Annotated in this window: 21 protein-coding genes; 2 read left to right on the top strand and 19 right to left on the bottom strand. The window is 61.8% G+C overall.

The window, feature by feature from the left end; translation table 11 throughout:
- Positions 1–12: 12 nt before the first annotated feature.
- The 7 genes from ABR948_RS01685 to ABR948_RS01655 form a co-directional block, all read right to left on the bottom strand.
- Positions 13–780 (bottom strand): ABC transporter permease, encoded by a 768-nt coding sequence (locus ABR948_RS01685; protein ID WP_428113567.1) that lies wholly within the window; start codon positions 778–780, stop codon positions 13–15.
- Positions 777–1,562 (bottom strand): ABC transporter permease, encoded by a 786-nt coding sequence (locus ABR948_RS01680; RefSeq protein ID WP_428113565.1) that lies wholly within the window; start codon positions 1,560–1,562, stop codon positions 777–779. Before ABR948_RS01680 ends, ABR948_RS01685 begins: the two co-directional genes overlap by 4 nt.
- Positions 1,559–2,404, bottom strand: a complete 846-nt coding sequence (locus tag ABR948_RS01675) for an ABC transporter ATP-binding protein (RefSeq protein WP_428113563.1) — start codon at positions 2,402–2,404, stop codon at positions 1,559–1,561. Before ABR948_RS01675 ends, ABR948_RS01680 begins: the two co-directional genes overlap by 4 nt.
- A 54-nt stretch (positions 2,405–2,458) precedes the next feature.
- Entirely contained in the window at positions 2,459–3,442 is a 984-nt protein-coding gene (locus tag ABR948_RS01670) for an ABC transporter substrate-binding protein (protein ID WP_428113589.1), read from the bottom strand.
- A gap of 168 nt (positions 3,443–3,610) precedes the next feature.
- Positions 3,611–4,645, bottom strand: a complete 1,035-nt coding sequence (locus tag ABR948_RS01665; protein WP_428113561.1) for an adenylate/guanylate cyclase domain-containing protein — start codon at positions 4,643–4,645, stop codon at positions 3,611–3,613.
- Between the two features lie 260 nt (positions 4,646–4,905).
- Positions 4,906–5,571, bottom strand: coding sequence for a DUF3313 domain-containing protein (locus ABR948_RS01660; RefSeq protein ID WP_428113559.1), 666 nt, complete (start codon positions 5,569–5,571; stop codon positions 4,906–4,908).
- 85 nt (positions 5,572–5,656) lie between these two features.
- Positions 5,657–6,079 carry a DUF2147 domain-containing protein gene (locus ABR948_RS01655; protein ID WP_428113587.1) on the bottom strand — a complete coding sequence of 141 codons (423 nt, stop codon included), beginning with the start codon at positions 6,077–6,079 and terminating at the stop codon, positions 5,657–5,659.
- Here ABR948_RS01655 and ABR948_RS01650 point away from each other — a divergent pair.
- Positions 5,960–7,159: a TetR/AcrR family transcriptional regulator gene (locus ABR948_RS01650; RefSeq protein WP_428113557.1), complete on the top strand. Its 1,200-nt coding sequence runs from the start codon at positions 5,960–5,962 to the stop codon at positions 7,157–7,159. The two genes, ABR948_RS01655 and ABR948_RS01650, sit on opposite strands and share 120 nt — an antisense overlap.
- A 185-nt stretch (positions 7,160–7,344) precedes the next feature.
- Here the strand turns inward: ABR948_RS01650 and ABR948_RS01645 are convergent, their stop codons facing one another.
- The 6 genes from ABR948_RS01645 to ABR948_RS01620 are packed head-to-tail and all read right to left on the bottom strand — an operon-like array spanning position 7,345 to position 13,628.
- Positions 7,345–8,685 (bottom strand): MFS transporter, encoded by a 1,341-nt coding sequence (locus tag ABR948_RS01645; RefSeq protein ID WP_428113555.1) that lies wholly within the window; start codon positions 8,683–8,685, stop codon positions 7,345–7,347.
- Positions 8,686–8,707: 22 nt separating this feature from the next.
- Positions 8,708–9,187: a (2Fe-2S)-binding protein gene (locus ABR948_RS01640; RefSeq protein WP_428113553.1), complete on the bottom strand. Its 480-nt coding sequence runs from the start codon at positions 9,185–9,187 to the stop codon at positions 8,708–8,710.
- Position 9,188: 1 nt separating this feature from the next.
- Positions 9,189–11,480: a xanthine dehydrogenase family protein molybdopterin-binding subunit gene (locus tag ABR948_RS01635; protein WP_428113551.1), complete on the bottom strand. Its 2,292-nt coding sequence runs from the start codon at positions 11,478–11,480 to the stop codon at positions 9,189–9,191.
- Positions 11,477–12,349 carry an FAD binding domain-containing protein gene (locus tag ABR948_RS01630; protein ID WP_428113549.1) on the bottom strand — a complete coding sequence of 291 codons (873 nt, stop codon included), beginning with the start codon at positions 12,347–12,349 and terminating at the stop codon, positions 11,477–11,479. The genes ABR948_RS01635 and ABR948_RS01630 overlap by 4 nt, the downstream gene beginning before the upstream one ends.
- Positions 12,346–12,810, bottom strand: a complete 465-nt coding sequence (locus ABR948_RS01625) for an SRPBCC family protein (protein WP_428113547.1) — start codon at positions 12,808–12,810, stop codon at positions 12,346–12,348. The genes ABR948_RS01630 and ABR948_RS01625 overlap by 4 nt, the downstream gene beginning before the upstream one ends.
- Positions 12,807–13,628 (bottom strand): alpha/beta fold hydrolase, encoded by an 822-nt coding sequence (locus ABR948_RS01620; RefSeq protein ID WP_428113546.1) that lies wholly within the window; start codon positions 13,626–13,628, stop codon positions 12,807–12,809. Before ABR948_RS01620 ends, ABR948_RS01625 begins: the two co-directional genes overlap by 4 nt.
- A 144-nt stretch (positions 13,629–13,772) precedes the next feature.
- On the opposite strand from ABR948_RS01620, the gene gcvA reads away from it, so the two are divergent.
- Positions 13,773–14,702 carry a transcriptional regulator GcvA gene (gcvA, locus tag ABR948_RS01615; protein WP_428113544.1) on the top strand — a complete coding sequence of 310 codons (930 nt, stop codon included), beginning with the start codon at positions 13,773–13,775 and terminating at the stop codon, positions 14,700–14,702.
- 55 nt (positions 14,703–14,757) lie between these two features.
- Here the strand turns inward: gcvA and ABR948_RS01610 are convergent, their stop codons facing one another.
- The 6 genes from ABR948_RS01610 to ABR948_RS01585 form a co-directional block, all read right to left on the bottom strand.
- Positions 14,758–17,322: a glycosyltransferase gene (locus ABR948_RS01610; RefSeq protein WP_428113543.1), complete on the bottom strand. Its 2,565-nt coding sequence runs from the start codon at positions 17,320–17,322 to the stop codon at positions 14,758–14,760.
- 492 nt (positions 17,323–17,814) lie between these two features.
- Positions 17,815–19,494: a methyl-accepting chemotaxis protein gene (locus ABR948_RS01605; protein WP_428113542.1), complete on the bottom strand. Its 1,680-nt coding sequence runs from the start codon at positions 19,492–19,494 to the stop codon at positions 17,815–17,817.
- A gap of 189 nt (positions 19,495–19,683) precedes the next feature.
- The gene (locus ABR948_RS01600) at positions 19,684–21,003 is read right to left on the bottom strand and encodes an MFS transporter (RefSeq protein ID WP_428113541.1); all 1,320 of its coding nucleotides are present in this window, start codon (positions 21,001–21,003) and stop codon (positions 19,684–19,686) included.
- A gap of 82 nt (positions 21,004–21,085) precedes the next feature.
- Positions 21,086–22,387: an oxalate/formate MFS antiporter gene (gene oxlT, locus ABR948_RS01595; RefSeq protein ID WP_428113540.1), complete on the bottom strand. Its 1,302-nt coding sequence runs from the start codon at positions 22,385–22,387 to the stop codon at positions 21,086–21,088.
- Between the two features lie 84 nt (positions 22,388–22,471).
- Complete coding sequence (locus ABR948_RS01590) at positions 22,472–22,837, bottom strand: hypothetical protein (RefSeq protein ID WP_428113539.1); 366 nt, start codon at positions 22,835–22,837, stop codon at positions 22,472–22,474.
- Positions 22,834–23,694, bottom strand: coding sequence for a DODA-type extradiol aromatic ring-opening family dioxygenase (locus ABR948_RS01585; protein WP_428113537.1), 861 nt, complete (start codon positions 23,692–23,694; stop codon positions 22,834–22,836). The genes ABR948_RS01590 and ABR948_RS01585 overlap by 4 nt, the downstream gene beginning before the upstream one ends.
- Positions 23,695–23,717 lie beyond the last annotated feature (23 nt).

The following is a 23,717-nucleotide window of genomic DNA, read 5'->3' as shown; positions in this document are numbered from 1 at the left end:
TCAAAAATTGCATCAGACTTCCGGAAACCCGCGCAGCAGATAGGATCGCACCGCCTGCAACATTCCGTTCAGGATCAGCCCCAACAGCGAAATCGTGATCAGCGGCACGAACATGTCGACGGCCTGAAAGGTCCGCGCCGCCGTCACCAGGAGATGGCCGAGACCGTCGCTCGAGGTGATCATTTCAGCGAGAAACACCACAATGCACGAAATCACCAGCCCGATGCGGCAGCCGGTGAGGATCGACGGCACGGCGGCCGGCAGCACCACCTTGAACAGCACTTGACGGCGCGGCGTGCCCGCCGCCATCGCCGACCAGATCAGCTTCTGCTCGACCATCGATGCCCCGTAATAGGTCGATAGCAGTATAGGAAACAGCGCATCCGCGGCGACCAGCGTGATCTTCGACGCATGGCCGAATCCCAGCAACAACAGCAGCGCCGGATACAACGCGACCTTGGGCAACGGCGCCAGCACCCGCACGATGGGACGGACCACGGCATTGACCGCCGGATGGGCCGCCGCGGCAAGCCCGATGCCGACGCCGAGAATGACCGCGATCGAGAATCCCGCGAACAGCCGCAACAGCGTGATCCCGATCTCCTGCTGAAAGGTGCCGGTCAGGAGTTGCTGCGCCAGACGCGTGAATACCAGACCGGGCGGCGGCAGCAGCGACAGCGGCGCGTACCCCAGCGAGTCGATGGCCTGCCACACGCCGATCAGCAGCGCGATCGGAATGATCCCCAGCAGAACATCCGATGTAAGCGCGCGCGCGTTCATGAAAAGCTCAATGGCAGATCGAAGCGCGGCTCCGACCATTTGACCAGCCTGCCGCGCAGGTTCTCGAACGCGGCATCGAGACCGATGCCCATCGCACCGACGATGATGATCATCGCAAACACCGTGTCGTACTGTCCCATATCGAGCGCGTTGAACAGGATATTTCCCGCACCCGACTGCCGGGCAATCATCTCGCTCGTGATCATCGTAATCAGCGCCAGCACCAGGCCGGTGCGGCAACCGGTGAGAATTTCCGGCAGCGCCGCCGGCAGCACGATCCGGATCATGCGCTGCGGCGCCGACAGCCCCATCGCCGCGCCCGACCACAGCATCTTCTCTTCGACGGCTTTGGCGCCCTGAAAGCTGTGATAAATCACGGGAAGGCTGACACCGAGAAAGATCACCAGGGTTTTCGCGATGTCGCCGACGCCGAGCCAAAGCATGATGATCGGCATCAGCGCGGCCTTCGGCACCGGATAGATGATCATCAGCAGCGGATTGAAAAACGACGCGACGGCGCGGCTGCGGCCCATCATCAATCCCAGCGGAATCGAAACCGCCAGCGCCAAAGCGAAGCCGACAGCCATGCGGCGGAGCGAAGCAGCAATATTGATCAGCGCTTCCTTGTCACCCAGGATCGAGGGGATTGCGCGCAGCGCTTCCAGCGCAGTCGGAAAGCTTTCGGTATTGAGGATCAGCGCGCCAATCTGCCAAATGCCGAGCAGACCGAGGCAGGCGAGCAGAGGCGCGGAGCGCGCGAGTACCGTACGCACAACAATCATGGCCGCAACTCGTCTTCGCTGGTATCGTCGATCATCCCCTCGATATCGACCACATATTTCTGGTAACGGGAATCGAGCAGCAGTTCCGCCCGCCGCCGAGGACGCGGCAGGTCGATGTCGACGACCTCCTTGATGCGGCCCGGCGAGCGCGTCATCACCACGACCTTGTCGGACAGAAACACTGCCTCCTCGACCGAATGCGTGACAAACAGCACGGTCTTGCGATCGCGTTCCCAGATGTTGAGCAGATCATTCTGCAGCCGGGTGCGGGTATGCGCATCCAGCGCGCCGAACGGCTCATCCATCAGCAGCACCGCGGGGTGATAGGCCAATGTTCGCGCCAGCGCGACGCGCTGCTTCATGCCGCCGGACAGCTCCTTGGGGTAAAAATCCTCAAAACCCTTGAGCCCGACCATCTCGATCAGCGCGCGGCTCTGCGCCTCGGCTTCCGCTGGCTTCACGCCCTGCTGGCGGGGGCCATACATCACATTGCCGAGCACGCTCTTCCAGGGAAACAGCGCGAACTCCTGAAATACCGGTCCGCGATCCGGACCGGGCCCGGTGATCGGCTTGCCCTTCATGGTGGCGACGCCCTGCGTCGGGCTGACAAAGCCGCCGACGATATAGAGTAGTGTCGATTTTCCGCAGCCGGATGGGCCAAGAATGGAGACGAAGGCGCCGTCCGCGACGGTCAACGAAATTTCCGATAACGCCAGATGCTGCTGACGCCCGGAGGTCTGGAAAATCTGCGAAACCCGGTCGATCTCGATCATGGCCATCGCCGGCCCGCGCCGCGAGGCAGATTCAGTTGGAATGTCCAAGCGCAGTGGCAACAGCTTCATTCTCGCTTCTTTTCACGGCAGTTTCGTGCGGCACGGCCACCACTTCGGGAGGCGTTATTGCAGCGGCGCCACGATGGTCGGATGCTTGAACTGCGCGACGTCCATCTTCGGCAGCATTCCCGTCGCGGCATAGATATCGAGCATCTTCTGGATCGCATCGAAATTCGGCGCGGCGCCGGGATCGCGGGCGAAATCATTGTCCTTGAGCAGATAGGTGTCCAGCACCGGCACCGGCGCTTTCAGCACTTCGGAAACCACCTTGAGGGTTTCCTCGCGATTGGCCAGCGCCTTTTTCATGCCCGAAGTGACATCGCGCACATAGGCTTTTGCCAGTTCCGGATTCTTGTCGACAAAGTCGGCGCGGCAGGCTTCCACAATGTGGACAATGTTCGGCATCGCCTCGGACAGCGAAAACAGTTTCCGGATGCCGCCTTTGGCCTCGGCGCGCGCGGCGAACGGCTGGTTCATATTGACGGCATCGATGCGTCCCTGGCGCAGGGCTTCCTCGGAAACCGCGAAACCAACCTCAACCAGCTTGATGTCCTTCTTCGGATCTACGCCGTTCTTCTGCAACAGCATCGCGAACGGACCATAGGTGCCGCCGCCGATCACGTTGATGCCGACGGTCTTGTCCTTGAGGTCCGCGACGGTCTTGATCGGCGAATCGTCCTTCACCGCCCAATAGACCGAGAACCCGCCGGGCTTTTCGAACACATGCTGGGCGACGATATAGGCCTTCAGATTGCCGCCGACGACACCGTTCGCCAGTGACAGAGGCCCCTGGGTCGCACAATCCAGCGCACCGGCCGCCAGTGCCTGCGTCATCGGTGCGGTGCCCTGGAACTGGGTCCATTCGATATTATAGGTCTTGCCGAGATCGGGAAATTCCGCCGGCCGACGCATCATCCAGTATTTCGATTCTTCGGCCGGAATGGTCCAGCCGACACGGATCGTCTGTTGGGCGATGGCTGAATTGACGCCGGCAACAACCGCTGCCCCCGCCGCAACCGTCACAATCCATCTCGAAACCATCCGCATCATGCCTCTCCGCTTCCCGATGCCAACAGACGCCGGCGCAATTATGCACCCGGAAGCCTTTCATGCTTCAAACAATCAGGCAAGTCGTCGAATTTGCCACCGTTGTCGCGGTGATCACGCTGTGGACGTCGCTGTGGGGGGATTTGACCCGCCGTGGCACCACGGCAATCATGGCGACCGCAACGGCGCCCAGATCTGCTGCTTTCGTTCAAGCCCGCGCAGGGCGAAGGTGCCGACCGGTTCCAGCCGACGTCCGCAACGTTCCGCAAACGTATCGGACACCAGAATCGAGCGATCCGCTTCGTCGCATAGCTCCTCGATACGGCTGGCTTCGTTGACCGCCCGCCCGATCACCGTGAAGTCCAGCCGCCGGCCGGTCCCGACATTGCCATAGACCAGTTGGCCGAAGTGCAGCACCAGATCCACTTCCAGTCCCGGCAAGCCTGCCGATCGGCGCCGATCATTTAACGCGCGATTGAGAGCCAGCGCCTGCTCGGCCGCATCCAGGGCGATGCCACAGGTGGGACATGGCTGATTTCGGGGATCCGAAACGGGGAAGATAGCCAGGAATCCATCACCCGTGAATTTGAGGATTTCGCCGCCACACCGCATGACGGGCTCGCCGATGGCGTCGAAGTGCTCGTCGAGCCAGCCGACGACGCTGACGGGATCATCGCGGTCGGTGAGCGCCGTGAAGGCGCGGAAATCAGCCAGCAGGATCGCGGCGGCGACCGTCTCCCCCTCGCCGCGCCGGATATGGCCGTTGAGAACGCGCGTGCTCGTTGCCGAACCGAGATAGATCGCAAGCGTCTCGTGCAGCGTCCGCGACAGGCCCAGTTTGCTGATCGCGAGCCCGAGCGCCGGAAGCACCTCGGCCAGGATCGCAAGGTCGTCGTCACTGAAACCCGACGGGATGTCGGTCGTGAAGGAAACCGCGACGCCCTTCAGCGCGGTGCCGGGGGCGAACCATATCAGGTGCAGAACGTAGTCGGTGGCGCCTTCCGCACGCAGGTCGAGCAACTCAGGAACAGCCTTTGCCGCATCCGGACCATCACGAAGACGCCATCGGGCGAACGTCCGGCCTTCCGCCAGAAGGGCATGGAGCGGACTGCGTTCGAAGGCGCCGATGTCTTCGACGCCGAACGCGGCCGGGACCGGCGAGGCGCCACGGTCGCTCCGCCAGTCGACGCTGAACCCGCGCACGGATGGATCGATCGCCGGAGTTACCACGCTCATGCGCCAGAGCGGCAGCCCGGCATCTCCCAGCGCCCTGCAGAATCCGTTGAGCAAAGCTAGACCGTCATCGAGTGCCGTCGCCTGTTCGATGATCCATTGAACGATCTGCCGTGCGCGCCGCTGTTTCAGGCCTTGATGTCCGTCGATCACGTCATGATCCGCGGACCGCTGAAACTGCATGTCGAATGAGGGGGCCAGCGAGGGGGCAAGGTCGAACCGATCCGGCATTATCTTAATTGCGCCATCAGCGCCTCCGCGCCCTTGTCGATCCCGGCCTCTGCCGCGGCCAGCGGTCCCACGCTGGCCTTGATGTCGTACGGGCTCGGATATTGCTTGGTGACGAACGCGCTGAGCAGCCGCGAGGTCCCGGCATCGAAGATCTCGACCGCATAAATGACCGAGCCTGTCAGCGATCCCTCCCCGTCACGGGCGGTTTGCACCCCGTTATAGACGATGCCGGCGACGTCGAACCGTGACAGGGTGCCGAGCACCGGCGTGTTGATAACCGCGCCCGTCAACGTCAGCCTTACGCGCAGCATGTTTGGCGCGCGATAATTCGCGATCGTGAAGCGGCGGCCCAGTTTCTCCGCGAACCGCGTCTGCATGTAGCTCGCGAGCGACGCCTTGTCCGCTTCGGACATGTCGCCGAATTGCTGATCCGGCCCCCGGTAGATCACCACCGGTTCGATGATGATCCGGTTGTAGGCGCGCCAATCCACCGTGGTGGCGTAGCGATACGGAATGCGTCCGGACGCGTCGGTTGGATTCGGGACCAGATAAGACGACGAAGCAACTTCCGAATAGGGGATCGGCGTCACGCTGGCGCATCCGGTCAAGGCCGCGCAGAGCGCCAGGACCACCAGGCGACATTCCACCCGCCAGAGTGTGGGCATCTCAAACTCCAGTTCAGATATTTTGGGAAAGCGTCAACGCAGAGGACCGGACCGCTTCGAAGCGAGGCCGGAAGCGCTCTCGTCGCTATTTGGCGGCTTTTGCCACCGTCGGCGGTTTCGCCTGGGTCACCTGGATCGGCGGCGCCCACTCCTTATCCGCCCTGGGGCCGGTCGGGTCGCCCGTCATCCCCACCAACTGCCCGGGCAAGGCGTTCATGGTTTGAGTCCAGGTCTGCGAGGCACAGAAAACCGACAGCATACAGCCCTTGACCTTCAGATCCGTCGCCCCGCGCGATACCGAGATCTCGTAGGACTTGCCGTTCTCCGCGTTGTAGATCTGGCCATCGAAGTGCCCCTCCGGGCTTGGCCTGAGACCCAGGATCAACTGGTGACCCAACAGAGGCCGGGACCGTTTCGCAAGATCCGGATTATTTTGATCCCGCAGCGGTTGCCCATTCGCATCAGCCGGCTCCTTCATCCAGACGACATAGCCGCAGATCTGCTCCAGCTTCGCTCCGCAGCGCTCGATGCGAACGCGGGCGCGGCCGTCTTCCGTGAGCCAGGTTCCGCTCGGATCGGTTGGGGTTGCCGCGGCGCCTGGGCCGGCGAGAGCCACCTGGCACGCGGCGATAACGGAACGCATAATTATTCGAGAAACCAACGTCATATGTCTCATATCCAGTCCTTCACGACACCAAAGCAGAGGCGCCCGCCACTCGCGGACCACCGCCACGCGGTTAATATTCCCAATTCATTAATCAAACGATACCGTACTATTTATACGCTATCGTTCGCCGCCGCAAGCCTATATGCGGAGAAATCGAACGATCGAGACGGCGGGCCGGACGGTGAAATCAGCCCGGAGACGCTCAGGGCAAGGCTCGGAGAGAAACCCAAAATGACTGTGGCCAAGGCCAAGCCGGCCAGAACCGTACGGCGAAGCAGCGGGCGGCCGACGAAGGAACAAGCCAGCCGCATCACCGAGCAGATCATCGACGTTGCGATGCGGCTCTTCCTGGAGTCGAGCTTCGAGGCCGTCAGCGTCGATCTCATCGCGGCGACGGCCCGGATCTCGAAGCAGACCTTCTACGCCCGCTTTCCTTCCAAGGAGGCGTTGTTTGCGGCGGTGATCCGGAAAGGAACCAATGATCTGCTGCTGCCGGCCGTCACCGAATCCAAGCGCGACAGTCCGATCGAAGCGACCTTGGTCAGGATCGGAGTGGACTTTTCGAAGCACGCGCTGGCGCCGGCGGCTATCGCGCACGAACGGCTCATCACGTCCGAAGCGCATCAATTCCCGCAACTGGCGTTGGCCTATCACGAGAACTCCCTCCACGCGCGAAGCCTGATCGCCAACGTCTTCTCCAACGCGATGCGCAGCGGACAGATACGATCGGCCGACGCCAGCTACCTGGCCGAGCAGTTCACCTATGCGGTGGTCGACGGCCCCAACCGCGCTTTGGTCCTCACCGGCAAGACCGCGAAATCCGAGAAAGAGTTGCGCGAGCGGATCAGCGCCGCGGTCAGGCTGTTTCTCAATGGGTGCCTTCCGGATGGATCCCGCGATCGTCCGGCGCCGCGCAGCTAAATCGATCCGGACTGTGGAACTGCTGCGGACGGTTCCACTCCAACCCAACCATTCGAGAGCATTCGGCGGTTAGCTAGAGTGGTGGACCTGCGGCCGCGAGCCGGCTCCTGATCATGGTGGTGTCGTCGTTCGGGCTGGAGATAATTTTGGAAAGAGGTGCGCCCGCGCCGAATCCCCCTGCCGGCTCAGTCCGGCAGCGGAGACCCCTTGGTCTCGGGCAGGAAGAACGCGGCAATAATTCCCACCACATAGATCGATGCCAGCACCATAGCGGCGTGACCGAAACCGCCAAACTGGGTGATCATCGTGCCGGCGAGCAATGGCCCCAGGAAGGCAATGAAGCGCGGGGCGTTGAAAGCGAAGGCCAGCGCGGTCGCCCGCATGCGGGTCGGATACAGCTCAGGCAGCCAGACCGGCATCCATGTATATTGCCCGTTGCTGAAGAACGCATTGACCGTCGCAAGCAGCAGCAGCAGCTTCAGATCGGTGGTCACGAAGAACAGCACCGGCGTCATCAACAACGCCACGACAAAAAACGCAATCGTGACCGGCTTGCGGCCGACCCCATCCATCAGGAAGCCCATGCTGAGATAGCCGAGCACCGAGCCGATGGTGTAGGCCATGCCGGCATAGCTCGCCCACTGCGCCGCGTTGAAGCCTTCCTTGGCGGCCAGCGAACCGATGAACGGCGGCACCCAGGTCGAGATACCCCAGAATCCCACCGTGGTCGTCAGCGACATCAGAAAGACGACGATGGTCCGGCGGCGCAGCGAAGCGTCGGTGAAGAGATCAAACAGCGTGAACCGCGTCAGCTTTTCGGCCCCTTCACCGAGCGAGACCCCCGACCGTTTTTGTTCAACCGCCGCGCGCCGATTCCGATTAGCCTCTTCCCAAATTTTGGATTCCGGAATGGCGCGCCGGATCCACAGTGTCAGCAGCGCCGGAAGCACCCCCAACGCGAACATATAGCGCCAGGCATCCGGGCCGGCCTGACTGAGAAACAGCCAAGTGAACGACGCCAGGAAAAACCCGAGACCGAGCCCGCATTGCATGATGCCGGCGCCCTTGCCGCGGGCGCGATCCGGCCAGAGTTCGGCCAGCATGGAACTGCCGGTAGCCCATTCCGATCCGATGGCGACGCCGACCAGAAACCGCAACGCCACGAACGATATCCAGTCGAACGCGAATGCGCTGAGCCCGGTCGCGATCGAATAGGCGATGATCGCGATCACCATCGTGCGCTTGCGGCCGATATAGTCGGCCAGAATTCCACCCAGCATGCCGCCGATGCCCCAGCCGAGCAGAGTGATTGCAATCACGGTGCCGACATAGGACGGGATTTGTCCATATTGCGAAGGATCGAGCAGTTGGCGCAGTGCAACGCCCGCGGTAAGAATCAACGCGTAGGTTTCGAAGCCATCGAACAGCCAGCCGAGATTCGAGGCAATCAACGCATTCCATTGCGAACGCGACAGCGCTCTGTACCACGGGCCGTCCATTGCGGAAGTTACTGTGGAAGTCGTCATCCTTGATCCCCCCAAATTCTGCTTATGTGCGCGCCATCTTGTTTGCAGCGCTTTTCACAGCGTTGATGATCTCCGGATAAGCCGCACAGCGGCATAGATTGCCTGCCAGATAGTCCCTGATTTCTTCATCGGTGGGCATCGGCTTTTGTTCCAGCAACTGATGCGTCATCAGGATGAAGCCCGACGTACAGAAGCCGCACTGGAACGCGCCCTCCTCGATGAACGCCTGCTGCACCGGGCTTAAGTGAACGTCGTGATCGAGATGCTCGATCGTGGTGACGGTTTTGCCGTCAACGAACGCGGCCGGGTACAGACAACCCGACACCGCGATGTCATCGACGATCACGGTGCAGCAGCCGCACAGACCCTGGCCGCAGCTTTCGCGGGCGCCGTACAAATCCAGCCGGCTCAACAGCTCGACGAGATTTTCGTGGGTCTGCACCAGCATCTCGGTCGTGCTTCCGTTCAGCACGAAGCTGATCGACTTGGCGTGCTGATCCATTTCAATCTCCGATCGGATTTCCGGCCTTGAGACGAATGCCTCTCAGCACGCTCTCCGCAGTCAGCGGCAGGTCGGTCAGGCGAACGCCGACCGCATCGTGAATCGCGTTGGCGATCGCAGGCGATACGCCGAAGGTCGCGCTTTCTCCGACGCCCTTGGCGCCGAACGGTCCGCCGCCCTGCTCGGCCAACACGATGTGGTTCTCGATGTCGGGCGGAATGTCATGGATGCCGGGGATCTTGTAGTCGGCGAAGGAGGCGTTGGTGACCTGCCCCGCGTCGAACTCCATGTTCTCGAACATGGTAAAACCAAGCTGCATGATCGCCGCGCCCGACAACTGCGTTTCCACGATGTGAGGGTTGAGAGGCCGCCCCATATCGGCGGCGTTGATGAGCTTCGTCAGCTTCACATGCCCGGTTTCGGTGTCGACCTCGATCTCGACGCCGGTGCCGCCGATCATCCAGAACGGCGTGATATTGTCGGACATGCCGGTCACGGAGTCGGGCGACTTGTAGGTCGGAATGTAGCTGCCGACGCCCATCACATTGCCGGCCTGCATGCCGTATTTTTTCTTGAAAATCTCGCGGGTCTCGAGATTTGAGCCTTCCGGGGCGCCGACGCTGCGTGCCATCGCCTCGAGCTTCTGCTTGGCGTCCTCGGCGGCCAGTTTCACCGCGTTGCCCATGTGAAAGGTCGACCGCGAGCCGAGCGTCGCCATGTCGTAGGGCGTGACGTCGGTGTCGGGATGAATCACCCTGACGTTCTCGGCCTGCACCTGCAGCACTTCGGCGACGATCTGCGCCATTGCGGTATCGGAGCCCTGCCCCATGTCCACCGTACTCATGTAAAGCGCGCAGCTGCCGTCGGCGTAGATATTGACGAAGGCCACCGACGTCGTCGGCGAGATCGAGGCCTTGAAGCCGATCCCGACACCGCGGCCGCGGCGTATCGTTCCACTGCCGCGATCAAACGGCGCCGACCAGTTCATCCGTTCGGCGACCTTTTCCAGCACCAGATCGATCGCGGCGTCCTTCATCGCGGTGCCGGTCGCCTGCGGGCGGCCTTCCCGCAGGATATTGTTGCGGCGAAATTCAACCGGATCGATGTTCAGTTCGCGGGCGATCAGGTCGGTATGGCTTTCATAGGCCCAGACCAGCTGCGGAATGCCGAAGCCACGCAACGCGCCGGCCGGCGGCCGGTTGGTATAGAGCGAGTAGGAATCGATCGCGACGTTCTCGATATCGTAGGGTCCCGGCGCGGTGAAACCGGATTTCTGGGTGACGCGCGGGCCGATATCGGCATAGGCGCCGCCGTTCCAATAGACGGTGCAACTGCGTCCGGTGACCTTGCCGGCCCCATCGACCGCGCTCTTGATCCGGAACGTGGTGGCATGCTTGCTGATGGTGTAGAACTGCTCCTCCATCGTCAGCGACCACTTGACCGGCCGCCTGGTCAGAAGCGCGAGTGCGGCGACCAGCGCCTCCAGTTTGATGTAGAGCTTGGCGCCGAACCCGCCGCCGAGATGCGGCACCTTCACCTGCACCTTGTTTTCGGGCCATCCGAGCAGCCGGGCGATCTCGATCCGGACGAATGACGGACTCTGGGAGGCCGTGTGAATCGTCAGGCCGTCCCGCGTCGGCTCGGCCAGCGAAACCATCGGCTCCAGCGGGGTATGCATCACCTGCTGGGTGTGAAATTCATGCTCGAACACATGCGCCGCGCTGGCGAATGCGCTTTCGACGTCGCCGCGCTTGAGATGGAAATCGAGCGCGATGTTGGTGTTCTTCTTGCCGTGCAGATGCTTGAGATCGGGAAAGGTGCCGGCCGGCTTCAGGACGTCGTGCACGATGGCCTTCGAATCCATCGCTTCGACTTCGCCGAACACCGCAGGCAGTTCCTCATACACCACCTCGACCAACTGCGCCGCCTGCTCGGCGACATGCGCGTCCCTGGCCAATGCCACGGCCACCGGCTCGCCGACATGCCGCACCTTGCCCAGCGCAAGGACCGGCTGGTCGTGAAACGCGGGACCGTAATAGGGCTCCGGGATGATCTTGCGGATGTCCTCGCCGGTGTAGACCGCAAACACGCCCTCGAGCTGCCGTGCCGCGCTGGTATCGATGCTGACGATGCGACCATGCGCCACGGTGCTGCGCACCACCTTCGCCATCAGCATGCCCGGCACGCGCATATTGTGCACGTAGTCGGCCCGGCCGGTGACCTTGGCGCGAGCTTCGAGCCGGGGAAGCGAGCGGCCCACCTGTCCCGCGGGCATCGGCTTGTGAATCGTCATGACTGGGGCACTCCCGCAAGGCCGGCCTGCCGCAACGCGCGCCGTACATAGACCCGCACCAGTTCGGATTTATACGCGGCTGAACCGCGGGAATCGCCGATGACTTCGGCTTCGGTCATGGCGGATTCACCGGCGCGTTCGAATGTCGCCTCGTTGACATTCTGGCCGCGCAGGACTTTTTCGGTTGCAACGAGACGCGTCAGCTTTTCAGTCGCGGCACTGATCATGAGCCTGACGTCGCCGATGATACCGCCCTCGATGCGGAGCGAACAGGCGATGCCGAGCGCCGGCCAGTCGTCGGCCGACCGCGTCGTGCATTTGATATAGGTCGACGACCAGGCGGCCTGGGGCGGCACGTCGACGAAGGTGATGAGTTCGTCGCGTTGCAGCACGGTTTCGTAATAGCCGCTGAACAGCTCTTCGATCATGATCTGGCGCTGACCCGACGGGCCGGCAACGATGGCCTTCGCGCCCAGCGACGACAGCACCGGCGGCAGATCCATATGCGGGTCGCCGTGCGCCAGGTTGCCGCCGAGCCGCGCGACATTGCGCACGCGCACATTCGACAAATGACGCATGGTCTTCTCGATCACGGGGGCTACGCGGCGGACTTCATCGGAATGCTCGATCTGCGACAGGCTGGCCAGCGCGCCGAGCCGCAGGCTTCCATCCCCACCGCGTTCGATGCGTGAATAATCCGGTTCGACCTTTTGCAGGCTGACGAGGCGGCTCGGACGAAAAACACCCGACTTCATCATCAGCATCAGGGCAGTGCCGCCCGAAATCGGCCGGACTTCCGGATCTTCCGCGTCGAGCAGGGCGATGGCTTCGCTGAGCGTCTTCGGCTCCGCCAGTTCGAACGATATCATGTTTCGCTCCCGGCATTCGTGGCTTGAAATTTGGCCTGGATGCGGGAGGCGAACTGGCGCTCCATTTCCTTGGCCTTGGATTTGAGCACCGGCTGGCCGAGGCTGCCGAGCTTGCCGGTCAATGCCACGTCGAGTTCATAATTGACGGCGGTGCCGCCATCCTGCTCCACGAGATTGGCGGCCGAGGTCGCGGTGAGGCGCCCAACCATGCCGACCGGCGTGCCCTCCACCCGTGCGACCACGCGGACGGGTTCGTCCAGTTCGACGATCTCCACGGTGACGGCGAATTTGAACTTGATATAGGCCACCCGGGTTTCCAGCGTCGCGGTGTAGTGACGGTCGTCGATTTCGACCAGGTCCAGCACGCCATCGACGCATGATGCGAAGAAATGCGCATCGCGCAACTTCTCGAACACCGCCTGGCGCGGCGCCGGAACGTCGATCTTGCCCGTGAATTTCATGCGTTGACCTTTTCGAGCAGCATCTGGATCTCGTCGGCAATCCGCAGCGGGCACTCCAGAGGCGTCAGATGACGGCCGCCGGGAATGACGTTCAGCGTCGCGCCGGGTATTCCCTCATGGATCGCCCTTGCCATCGCGATCGGCGTCGCCTGGTCCTGTTCGCCGACGGCGACCCGTGTGGGCATCCGCAGCGCACCAAGTTTTGCCCGCAGATCGAAGGCGCCCATCATCCGGCAGGTTTCCGCATAGGCCTTCGGGTCGGTTTTCACAAAAGTGGCAATTGTCCGTTCGACCACGTCCGCATGTTCCGCCCGGAAGGCGTCACCAAACCAGCGGGTCTTCTGGAATTCGACGAGGCTCGCCATACCGTCGGCGACGCCGCGCTCGGCCCGTTGTTCCCACTGCTTCGGCGCGTTGGCGCCATACCAGGCCGTGGTGTCAAAAAGTCCGAGGCCCGTCGTCCGCGACGGATATTGTGCCGCGAATGAGATCGCGACGCAGCCGCCCATCGATGCGCCGGCGATGGCCGCCGTCGGCCAGCCGATGCCGTCCAGCACGTCAGCAAGATCGTCGGCGAACTGCTCGACGGAATAAGGCCCGGGCGGCGTTCCGGAGGCGCCGTGGCCGCGGCAGTCGATCGTCAGGACGGCGGCATCCTTAGAGAGGATATCGGCGACCGGGCGCCAGAACTCACCGTCGAGCGCCAGAGAATGTATCAGTGCGACCCGGCGATGCCGGCTCGCGCCTGTCATAGCGTATGAAATCGAGGTTCCGTCGCGAACGATGAGCGACGCCCGATGCGTGGTTTGTGAATTCACCCGTCGATCCGATCCAGGCAGCAGTTAACACCGCGAACTCCTTCGCGGCTGCCCTTCGGTTCTGACGGATCAGGGGTGGCGGCTCAATCGACAAATTCTAACGGAGGTATTAGAAATACTAATACCTCATTGGATTTTGACATCATGCGGAAAAATTTGCCAAGCCTGTCAGCACTTTACGCCTTTGAGGCGACAGCGCGCCACCTCAGCTTCAGCCGGGCCGCGATCGAACTGAACCTGACACAGGGCGCCATCAGCCAGCGCATCCGCGCCCTCGAGGAATTCCTGGGTGACAGACTGTTTGTCCGCGAGAGCAACACCATACGGCTGACCGAGACCGGCCATGAATATCTGCGTTCATCGCGCAACGTGATCACCGAGATCATGGTGGCGACCGATCGCGCCATCGGTCGCCACCGCGGCGACGAACTGACGATCGGCTGCCTCGGCACCTTCGCGATCAAATGCCTGATTCCGCTGTTGCCGAGTTATCGCAAGAGCAATCCTGATGTTGCCGTGCGATTGCGCACGCTGGTCCCGTTCGGCAACGCCCTGCACGAGGACTACGATGTCTCCATCCACTACGGCCTCGGCGACTGGCCGGGAATGGCGACATGGAAGATCAATGACGAGGAAGTATTTCCGGTCTGCAGCCCTCGACTGCTGCGCGGGACCCATGCGCTGCGCGTTCCCGGCGACCTGCGTCACCACACCCGCATCCACACCTCGTCGCCCTTAATCCTGCGGGACGACTGGCCGTTGTGGCTGGAAGAGGCCGGAATCCCGCAAATCTCGGCGGCCAACGAAATCTCCTGCGATCTGCTCTACCCGTCGTTTCAGATGGCGATCGAAGGCATGGGCGTGGTGATGGGGCGCAGCGCCGTGGTAAAGTCCGATATCGCCACGGGTCGGCTGGTCGAACCGTTTGCGATCCGGCTGCCGTCTCCGCTGGCATACCATATCGTCACCGAAGAGCATCGCGCCAAGCTGCCGAAGGTGAAATCGTTTGTCGACTGGCTGCTCCGCGAATTCAAGCAGACGATGAGTGAAGTACCGCGCAGCAGAAATCGCTGAAGCATCGGACAGTGTCGCTGCGTAGCACGATCTTCCTGTTCGCCGAAGCGGCGTCTCAAATCGCCGCTCGCGCAGCCGATATTGATCTTTGATCGCCGAAGCGCTCCAGCCAGACCAGTGCCACCGCCGACAGGAACGGCAGGCTCTGAAGCAGCAGGATCGTCGCGAACAGGTCGGCCTCGAGATGACGGTAGATATTGACGGCATAGATCGTGATGGCGCCGGCGGCCAGCAGCGCGCCGAGCAGCATTTCCGGCATCGCCACAATGCGCGTAGTTACGGGCGCGCCGCCGCCCTTTCGGGTACGATGGAAGTAGCTGCGGCTCGCCGGAAGCGCGGCTGTGAAGGCCGCACTCGCAACCGTCCATTGCACCGACATGAATACGATCATCGCGCCCAGCATCTGCCAGTACGAGACCGCGACGCGCATTCTGTAAGCGCAGGCAAAATGAACCAGCGTCACCAGAAACGCCGCGATGATCGGGAACGTCAGCAGCACGTCGGGAATGGCGACGATATCAAGCGCGATGAACGGAACCCAGATCAGATTGAGCAGCGCCGCCGCGACGGCAATGCTTTCGGCGACGAACCAGTTGAGCCAGCCCAGCAGGAATTCGCGTTTCTGATCATGGTCGAGCCGGCTGGTCCCCGGCAGGAACTTGCGCCAGTGTTTCCTCACGATCTGCACCGCGCCTGTAGCCCAACGGGCCCGCTGAACCCTGAAGGCCTGATAATCCTGCGGCAGCAACCCCCAGCCATAACGGCGGTTGGTGTAGTGGGCGCGCCAGCCGAGTTCCATGATCGTCAGCCCGAGATCGCTGTCCTCGCAAATCGTGTCGCTCGACCAGCCGCCGGCGGCTGCCATCGCCGTGCGGCGGATCAGGCACATGGTGCCGTGAACGATGATGGCGTTGAACTCGTTGCGCTCGACCATGCCGATATCGAAGAACCCGGCATATTCGGCGTTCATGGCGGCGTGGATCAGGCTGCGATCGCCGTCGCGATGATCCTGCGGAGCCTGGATAAGGCCAACCTCGGGATCGGCAAAGCTCGGGACCAGATCCGCGAGCCACCTTGGATCGACCACATAGTCGGCATCGATGACGCCGATAATCTCGGCATCGGCCGCAGCCTCTGCCATTGCGAGCCGCAACGCTGCGGCCTTGAACCCCTGGAGATTTTCGACGCGCAGAAACTTGAAACGTGGCCCGAGTTCGCGGCAGCGCGTCTCGATCGGCTGCCAGAACGCCGGATCCGGCGTGTTGTTGATGATAACCACGCATTCAAAATCCGGGTAGTCGAGCCGCGCCACCGACTCGATGGTGCGCAACAGCATCTCCGGCGGCTCCCGATACGCGGGAATATGAATCGAGACCTTTGGCGTGGCAGCGTCCGGGCGTGGCGGCGATATCGCCAGAAGCCGTTCAGGATTGCGACCAAAGGTAACCGCCGCCAATTCGCCTACGCGCGAGAGCAGGATCGGGGCTAGCAGCCCCAGCAGCGGCAACCCGACGCCAAACGCGATCACCTCACCATGCAGGAAATAGTGAGCATGCCAGTATCCGAGCACGCTGGCACACCAGTCACCGATCACATGGTCCGCGCCGGCCAGCAACATCACCTGTCCGACCGTCGCCCCGGGAAGCAACAGAACAGAGAGTGACAGCAACAGGCCGACGAGGACGGCGCACGCGGCCGCCTTCCAGTATTCGGCATCCACCAGCGGCCCGGTCCAGGCAAATTTGGGCCGCAAGGACGCGTCGAGGATGCCCCAATAGGGACCGACATTGCCCTCGAACAATTTCTCTGGCTGGTCGATTGCCTCGACGATATTGTAGTCGATGCCGAGTGCAGTTGCGCGCGCAACGAAATCCCGTAACACCACGGCCTGGGTGATCGAGCCGGGCATCGACTGCTCGTAATTGCGGCCCGCGCTCGGCCAACCGAGCTCTCCGATGACGATGGTCTTGCCGGGGAATGTGGCCCGCAGCCTGTCGTAAATCTCCAGCGACCGCTCCACCGCCGACGCCTTTGGCCCGCCCTCCCAGTAGGGAATGATATGGGCAAAGATCTGGTCGACGGCGTCGCCAAGCTCTGGATGCTGGATGAAGGTTTGCCAGTTTTCGGCGGTCGCCACCGGAACCGGACTGTCGCGCTTCACGCGCTGAATGATCCGGATCAGATCGGCCACGCTGCGCTCGTGCCGGAACACGGTTTCATTGCCCACGACCAGACGCGTGACGTTGGGATTGTGCCTTGCCAGATCGAGGGCTGAGACGATCTCACGCTCGTTTCGGGCATTGTCATTGTCGATCCAGGCGCCAAGCGTGACCGTGAGCCCGAGTTCAGCCGCAATCGGTGGAACGCGCTCCAGGCCTTGCGTCGAGGCATAAGTACGCACCGCCCTGGCTTGCCCGGCGATGGCGGTGAGATCGGCACGAATCCGCGCCTCGGGCACGGTCAGCCCGGAGGAAGGGGCGCCCGCGAACCGGTTGTACGAAACGCTCGCCAGCCGGTCTTCTACCGACGCCGCGGTTGTCGCCGGATTTTTCAGGGCCCAGAACCCAAGATGGAGGCAAGCGACCAGGCCGAGAATAATGGCCACTGCGCCCAAGGACATGGCACGGCTGCGGCCATGTCCCGCGCCGACCGACTTCCCACCTCGCAAAGTCTCGTCGGCCGTTTTCATGAGCGCCCTGCTATGAGCACCATTTGTGGCTCGTCGCCTGCGATAGCTATCGGGTTAGCCCGCAGGTGTGTCATGCGTCTATGATACCCGTGTACAGCTTTGTACATCCGAACCGCCATCAGCTCCGGGCGGTTCCACCGCGATGTGCTACACGCGCACCGAGGCCTCAGGCTATCAGGTTCATGGCTTCAGGTTATAGACAGATGCAGGGATCACAACAGTGGGCACCGAGCCAACGGATTGGCACGCGGACTTCGCGATAACGAATCCTTGAGAACAGCGTGATGTTACCGCTCGATGGTATCTGGAACGGTCACCGCGAGCGAGGCCGGCCGCTACCAGGCGAGGGACACGGTCCGATACGCACGATCTTCCCCTTCATTCCCCGGGGATGAGAGGCTTGGCGGTTTCGAGCAGCGACAATCAGGCGGCGCGGATGTTGGCGACGAAGCGATCGACGTCGGCGCGCAAGGTTGCTGCCTGACCGCTCAGCTGCTCCGCCGAGGACAATACCTTGTTGGCCGCGGCGCCAGTCTTGTCGGCGGACTGGTTGACACCGGAGATGTTGCTCGACACCTGGCCGGTCCCCTGCGCGGCTTCCTGAACACTGCGAGCGATCTCCCGGGTCGCGGCACCCTGCTGCTCGACGGCGATTGAAATCGCCGAAGCAATCTCGTTGATGGCACCGATGGTGCGGCCGATGCTCTCGATGGCCTGGACCGCATCCGCGGTCGCGCCCTGCATGGCGCCAACCTGCGCCGATATTTCATCGGTCGCCTTTGCGGTCTGGCTGGCGAGCGATTTGACCTCGTTGGCGACCACCGCAAAACCCCTGCCGGCTTCGCCGGCACGGGCCGCTTCGATCGTGGCGTTCAAGGCCAGCAGATTGGTCTGGCTGGCGATGTCGCTGATCAGTTTGACAACGTCGCCGATCTTCTGTGCTGCGGCCGACAGCCCCTGCACCGTGACGTTGGTACGATTGGCCTCGGCGACGGCCTGACCCGCGATCTGGGTTGATTCCGTGACCTGACGTCCGATTTCCGAAACCGACGACGACAATTCCTCGGTCGCCGCAGCGACCGTCTGCACATTGGCCGATGCCTGCTCGGCCACAACGGCCACGGTGGTCGCCTGATGGCTGGCTTCCCCGGCGGTGGTGGACATGCTCTTCGAGGTCGCCTGCATTTCCGTCGCAGCACCGGTCAGGGTGTCGAGCGAGGCGCGGACGCCATTCTCGAAATCATCGGCCATTTTGCTGAGCAGAAGTTTCCTGTCGGTGTCCGCCTTAGCCTTCAAAACGTCCTGCTCGCCACGCAGCCGGGTCGCCTCGATCATATTGTCCTTGAAGATCTGCACCGACTGCGCCATGGCGCCGACTTCATCGCGCCGTTCCTGAGCCGGGATAGCGGTCGAGGTCTCGCCATCGGCGATCTTTCGCATCGCCGCGGTCATCGCGTTGATCGGCTGCACGATGCTGCGACCGAGCAGGAAGAACATGCCGCCCATCACCAGCAATGCAAGACCGACCAGCATGCCCACCTGGAGCGCCTGGGCCCAGAAGATCGCATAGACGTCCTCAATATAGATGCCGGCACCCATGACCCAGCCGTAGGGCTTGAAGTCGGTGACATAGGACATCTTCGGAAGCGGCACGTCGCCTGAGGGCCGAGGAAAGCGGTATCTCATGATGCCGCCGCCTTTGGCGGACAGCGCGATCTGATCACGGATAAAATAGACGCCGTCGGAATCTACCGAGTCATATAGATTCTTGCCTTCGACCTTCGGGTTGGGATTGACCAGCGACACGCCCTGCCCGCTGATGGCGTAAAGATAATCGTCCTTGCCGAAACGGAATGTGCGCAGCAGTGTCTTGCCGCGTTCCAGGGTTTCGGCTTCGGAAAGCCCTGCCTTCTTCGAGGCCTGATAATCGAGTTCGAGAGCCTGACGGCCCATGAGAGCGACATCCTGGAGCTTCGCCTTGCGATCCTCCAGCAGATTGTCCCAGAGCGCCGAGAGACCGACGCCGGCCACCGCGGCGATGCCGATCACCGAAAGACCCACTATCATCAGGAGCTTGGAGGAAATTCGCAGATTGCCAAGCATTGAGCACCTATCGCAGGAATAGCCGTCGCCGGAGTGGCGCCAGACCCCTGGTGATTAGCTCAAATTAATGAAGTAGCCCCTAACGGGAACATAAACGGCTAACCATGATGCTGGCCGGTATTCGGTCACCTTGCTGAAGCTTCACTCTTGAAGCCGAAAGAGCGCGACGGCGGCGCCAGCCGTGGTTGGTCAGCCCGTATTCATACGGAAGAACCTCAGGCTCAAAACCGCGGACCCGCCGGCGATCAGGACAGCGGCAACGACGCCGGCGCCCATGGCAAGGCTTCCGGTCCGGTCAGACACATAGCCAAACAGCGTCGGAGCGACCAGGCTTCCGATCTGGCCGACGCTGCTGATAAAGGCGATGCAGCCTGGCGCCTCCTGTTCGGAAAGAAAGCTGGTCGGAATGGTCCAAAACAGGGCGATGGCTGTGAGATAGCCGACCGCCAGCACCGCAAGACAGATGATCGAGAGCGCAGAATTCCAGGAGGCATAGGCCACGGCGAGCGCCGCGCAGCCCGCGATGAACACCGCGGCGAAGAAATGGCCATGCCGTTCCAGCACTCGATCCGAGTGATGGCACAGCGCGAGCATGCCGACAGCGCCGATCGCATAGGGAACCGCCGACAGCATGCCGACCTGGAATATACTGGCCACACCCGAACGCTGGATGATCGTCGGCGTCCAGAAATTGAGGACCGTCCCGGCCCAGGTGACCGAGAAATAGCCGAAGGTTGCCATCCACAGCTTCGGCCTCCGCAGCGCCGACAGCAAGGCTTGAGCGCCGGAATGGCCATCGGTCCGGTTTTCGATCGTCAGATTGGCCGTGAGCAGATCCTTCTCGCCGTCCGACAACCATCTCGCGTCTCGCGGGCGGTCGTCCAACACGAAGAAAGCCGCGATCCCCATCATGACCGGCAGCATTCCTTCGATCAGGAAAAGCCATTGCCAGCTCTTGAACCCCTGAAAACCGCCGAGGTGTTGCATGATCAAGCCGGAGATCGGCCCTCCGACCATCCCAGACACCGCGATGGCGAGGACGAACAACGACATCACCCGCCCGCGCATCCGGTTTGGAAACCAGAATGTGAGATAGAGAATAATGCCGGGGAAGAACCCGGCCTCAGCGGCGCCCAGCAGGATGCGGGCGAGATAGAACTGTTCCGGCCGCGAGACGAATGCCATGGCGCCGGAAATGAGGCCCCACAGGCACATGATCCGGGTGATGGTCTTGCGCGCACCGATTTTCTGCAGCAGCAGATTGCTCGGCACTTCGAACAGGATGTAGCCGACATAAAACAGACCAACGCCCAGTCCGTAACTCGCATCGGTCAGGTTCAGATCGCTCTGAAACTGCAATTTGGCGAAGCTGACATTGACGCGATCGATATAGTTCAGAACGTAGCAGATGAAGATGAAGGGGATGATCCGCAGGATCACCTTCCGGTAAAGACGGCTTTCATTATCATCTGCCGCAATCGCAAAACGCTCCGCCTGCCGTTGCAACATCTTCTCCACCGCGCACCCGACCGGAACGCTAATTTCACATTGTAACCGCGGACGTCGGATCCGGTCGTGAAGTTCGAAACCTTCAGAGCAGCGACGCGGCCGGTTCAGGGCGGACGGCATCTCCCACAAGGAACCGTTGGCGCATCGGCTTGAGCACGACCAGGGCCAGCACCGCGGTCAGAACGTCGAGAGCGCTGACGATGGAGAAGACAAGAGTCCAGGAATGGCTCTGTTCGAACAGAAGTGCCGCGAGCGGTCCGCCGAGGATCGAGCCGACGGCTGTCGCCACCAGCAGAAAGCCGAAATTGTTGGCCGCGTGCTTTTGCCCGAACAGGTCGCCCTGGATCGCCGGGAACAACGAATAGATCTCGCCCCAGCCGAAAAAGATAACGCCGGACAACAACACGAACAGCACCGGATTGCTGCCGAACATCAGCATCAGGAAGATCGCCGCGCCTTCCAGCAGAAAAGCTGCCGTCATGGTGTTCTCGCGGCCAATCCGGTCGGACACCCAGCCGAAAAACGGCCGGGTCAATCCGTTCGCAACGCGATCGATGGTGAGCGCCAGCGGAAGTGCGGCCATGCCGAGAACCAGGGTGTCCTTGGTAACACCGAAATCCCGCGCAAAGGCGCCGATCTGCGAAATCACCATCAGGCCTCCGGTCGCCATCATGCTCATCATCACAAACATCAGCCAGAAGATCGGCGTGCGCAGCATTTCGGCCGATGTGTAATTGCGTTTCGCGAGATCAGCCGCGGCCAGATTCTCGCGATGCTGGCGGCCCGGCTCGATCGGGGGATGACGCATACCGAGCGCAACCAGGATCGAGACAATGCCAAGGACCAGCCCGTATATCATCAGGGTTTGCTGGTATCCGGAAGCCTGGATCGATGCAGCGATCGGAAAGGTCGTGATGACAGCGCCGAAGCCGTAGCTGCCGGCCACCATACCGATCGCGAAACCCCGCCGTTCCGGAAACCACAGGCTCACCAGTTCGACCGTGGCGACATAGATCATGCCGGTACCGATGCCGCTGAGCACACCATAGGTGACATACAGCAACGGAAGCTCAACAACGTAAGACGACAGCACCCAGCTGGCGCCGACCAGCGCGCCGCCCATCGCCGCAAACTGCCGTGGCGTGAATTTTTCGGCAAAATATCCGTGCATCGGCCCGAGGCCGCATTGGCAGATGCTGAACAGCGCGAACGTGACCTGCAGGGCCGAAAGCGTGACGCCGAGCTTCGCCTGCAGCGGCGGCACAAACAGCGCCCACACATATTGCGGGCTGGACGCCGCCATCATCGCGACCATCGCGAGGGCCAACTGCCACCAGCGTGTCAATGCGGCGGGTTGCTCGTATTCCAGGCTCTGCGCGCTCATCGGTTCGTTCTCCCCTGACAAATTGTTTTGTCGTATCGCGGCAGTTTCGCCTGCGTTTTTTGTCTTGAATCCGGCGCCTGGTCGCTAGACGGCGACCGACGGATAGTCACGCCCCAGCCAGTGCTTCAGTTTGGCGCCGTATTCGCGCTGGAACGACAGCGGACCGTGCTTTTTGGTCCACTCCTCGTCATACAGCGCAATGAAAATCGTCAGGCAAAGGAAGAAATGCGCGCCCATCTCGAACAGCGCGACGTAATCGTGGTTGATCAGGATCTCGCGTTCCCTGTCGGTGAGGAAATGGACCGTGGAGGTTTCGGCGTCGTTGAGCTTCGGCCCAATCGACTGTTCCCAGGTCAGAACCAGCGATCTCGGATCTTCCTTGTATCGCCGCAGCAGCTGCGGATCGCGATCGACCGTAAAAAGGAACTTGTCGACGTAATACTTGCTCATGCCGCGGCTCCTTCCGGATACCAGGTGAGATAGGCTTCCATGGTGTGGAAGAGATCGAGGTTGTCGACATAGCTCGCCTTCTGCGGACCGGCGATCCCCATCATCAGGATCAAGTCCATAAAGCCATGCGTCGCGTTGCCGTGCGTCCCCAGATTGTCCCGCGTCACATTTTCGAGAATGGCTTCGATGTCGCCGCTGGCCAGCCATGCGATCGCCTGGCGGTCGAATTCCGGATCGGGACCATGCTCCCCGAACTGGCGCGGACCGCCGAGCTCGAGTGACAGATGCCCGGAGCCGACCGCGGCGATGCGCTGGTCGGAAGGATAGGCGTCGATGATCTCGCGAATGGCGCGGCCGAGGTCCCAGAAGCGCTTCGGCGACGGCAGCGGCGGCGCGAAGATGTTGGTGTAGATCGGCACCACCGGCAGATCGGCCTGCGGACGCGTCGTGATGATCGGGCAGATAATCGAATGATCGAGCTTCAGCTCATGGCTGAAGGCGAAGTCGAAACCGCGATCGAGCAGCCCCTGATGCATGAAATTCGACAGCTCTTCGTGTCCCTGCAGCACGTATTTCGGCAGTCCGAACTCACGCTCTTCATTGTAGAAGGTGGCGTCGTAGCGCGGCGCCTTGCCGATCAGGAATGTCGGGTAATTGTCGAGAAAGAACTGGTGAAAATGGTCGGCGCCGACCATCACCAGGATGTCCGGCTTGGCGCGCGTCAGCGTTTCGCGATACGCCTCCACCTTGCGCTTCCACTCCATCGCCTGAGGCATCTGCTGCTCCGGCGGCGCGGTCGTCGCTTTCAGGTAAAAAGGATGATGTGTCGTGGCAAGGACTGCCGCTAACGTCGCCATTCGCCTCCCCCTCAGTGTCGCCG

Origin of the sequence: Bradyrhizobium sp., from assembly GCF_050014615.1 — a bacterium.
In the GTDB taxonomy this organism is placed as follows: domain Bacteria; phylum Pseudomonadota; class Alphaproteobacteria; order Rhizobiales; family Xanthobacteraceae; genus Bradyrhizobium.
The sequence above is the reverse complement of the archived record's forward strand: the minus strand, read 5'-3'. Positions and strand labels throughout refer to the sequence as shown.

What these genes read in the sequence shown, in the direction of transcription:
- oxlT (WP_428113540.1), bottom strand. Translation starts at nt 22,387, where the DNA reads ATGAGCGCGCAGAGCCTGGAATACGAGCAACCCGCCGCATTGACACGC.
- ABR948_RS01625 (WP_428113547.1), bottom strand. Translation starts at nt 12,810, where the DNA reads ATGAAATTCACGGGCAAGATCGACGTTCCGGCGCCGCGCCAGGCGGTG.
- ABR948_RS01605 (WP_428113542.1), bottom strand. Translation starts at nt 19,494, where the DNA reads ATGCTTGGCAATCTGCGAATTTCCTCCAAGCTCCTGATGATAGTGGGT.
- ABR948_RS01670 (WP_428113589.1), bottom strand. Translation starts at nt 3,442, where the DNA reads ATGCGGATGGTTTCGAGATGGATTGTGACGGTTGCGGCGGGGGCAGCG.
- ABR948_RS01640 (WP_428113553.1), bottom strand. Translation starts at nt 9,187, where the DNA reads ATGGATCAGCACGCCAAGTCGATCAGCTTCGTGCTGAACGGAAGCACG.
- ABR948_RS01635 (WP_428113551.1), bottom strand. Translation starts at nt 11,480, where the DNA reads ATGACGATTCACAAGCCGATGCCCGCGGGACAGGTGGGCCGCTCGCTT.
- ABR948_RS01645 (WP_428113555.1), bottom strand. Translation starts at nt 8,685, where the DNA reads ATGACGACTTCCACAGTAACTTCCGCAATGGACGGCCCGTGGTACAGA.
- gcvA (WP_428113544.1), top strand. Translation starts at nt 13,773, where the DNA reads ATGCGGAAAAATTTGCCAAGCCTGTCAGCACTTTACGCCTTTGAGGCG.
- ABR948_RS01685 (WP_428113567.1), bottom strand. Translation starts at nt 780, where the DNA reads ATGAACGCGCGCGCGCTTACATCGGATGTTCTGCTGGGGATCATTCCG.
- ABR948_RS01675 (WP_428113563.1), bottom strand. Translation starts at nt 2,404, where the DNA reads ATGAAGCTGTTGCCACTGCGCTTGGACATTCCAACTGAATCTGCCTCG.
- ABR948_RS01585 (WP_428113537.1), bottom strand. Translation starts at nt 23,694, where the DNA reads ATGGCGACGTTAGCGGCAGTCCTTGCCACGACACATCATCCTTTTTAC.
- ABR948_RS01680 (WP_428113565.1), bottom strand. Translation starts at nt 1,562, where the DNA reads ATGATTGTTGTGCGTACGGTACTCGCGCGCTCCGCGCCTCTGCTCGCC.
- ABR948_RS01590 (WP_428113539.1), bottom strand. Translation starts at nt 22,837, where the DNA reads ATGAGCAAGTATTACGTCGACAAGTTCCTTTTTACGGTCGATCGCGAT.
- ABR948_RS01660 (WP_428113559.1), bottom strand. Translation starts at nt 5,571, where the DNA reads ATGCCCACACTCTGGCGGGTGGAATGTCGCCTGGTGGTCCTGGCGCTC.
- ABR948_RS01600 (WP_428113541.1), bottom strand. Translation starts at nt 21,003, where the DNA reads ATGTTGCAACGGCAGGCGGAGCGTTTTGCGATTGCGGCAGATGATAAT.
- ABR948_RS01630 (WP_428113549.1), bottom strand. Translation starts at nt 12,349, where the DNA reads ATGATATCGTTCGAACTGGCGGAGCCGAAGACGCTCAGCGAAGCCATC.
- ABR948_RS01610 (WP_428113543.1), bottom strand. Translation starts at nt 17,322, where the DNA reads ATGTCCTTGGGCGCAGTGGCCATTATTCTCGGCCTGGTCGCTTGCCTC.